At 57.8% G+C, this 721-nt stretch carries 1 protein-coding gene; it reads right to left on the minus strand.

The window, feature by feature from the left end; genetic code table 11:
* On the minus strand, positions 1–721 hold a 721-nt coding region (locus LH464_RS24430), incomplete at both ends, for a molybdopterin-dependent oxidoreductase (protein ID WP_226788986.1).

Genomic DNA, 721 nt, shown 5'->3' on the forward strand with positions numbered 1-721 from the left:
CACGCGCATGGTCATCGAGCCAGAATGCCAATGCTCCAGAACACGACCGGTTACCAGCCAGAAATCAAATTCCTCATCGGGTGATTCTGCCGGCGGCTCATAGGGGACCGCCAGGATCACCGCCCTGCCGTCCTTGCGGCCGTAGAACTTCACACCCTCCCCGGGCTTCACGTAGGGATCATATCCTTCGCGATAACGCCATCTGGTTTCCTCGCCGTCGACAACCGGCCAGCGCAGGCCACGGACCTCATGATAAAGGTCGAATGGCCCGAGGTCGTGCCCATGACCGCGGCCGAATTCCGCATACTCTTCGAAGAGACCTTTCTGGATGTAGAAGCCAAAGGCTTCAGCCTCCCGATTGGCATAGTCCTTGCTGGCCTGGTCAAGGGGGAAGCGGTCCACCTTGCCGTTCTGGAACAGAACCTCGAACAGTGTCTTGCCGCGATACTCAGGGCTCTTGTCAAGAATATCGGCAGGCCAGACCTCGTCAGTCGTGAAGCGCTTCGAGAACTCAACAAGTTGCCATAGGTCTGATCGCCCTTCACCGGGGGCATCCACTAATTGATGCCAGAAATGGGTCCGGCGTTCGGCGTTGCCATAAGCACCTTCCTTTTCCACCCACATGGCGGCCGGCAGGATGAGGTCGGCCGACATTGCTGTGATCGTCGGATAGGCATCAGAGACGACGATGAAGTTTTCCGGGTTGCGATAGCCCTGATAG

The sequence above is a fragment of the Pseudorhizobium xiangyangii genome, assembly GCF_020531965.1.
Lineage (GTDB): Bacteria > Pseudomonadota > Alphaproteobacteria > Rhizobiales > Rhizobiaceae > Neorhizobium > Neorhizobium xiangyangii.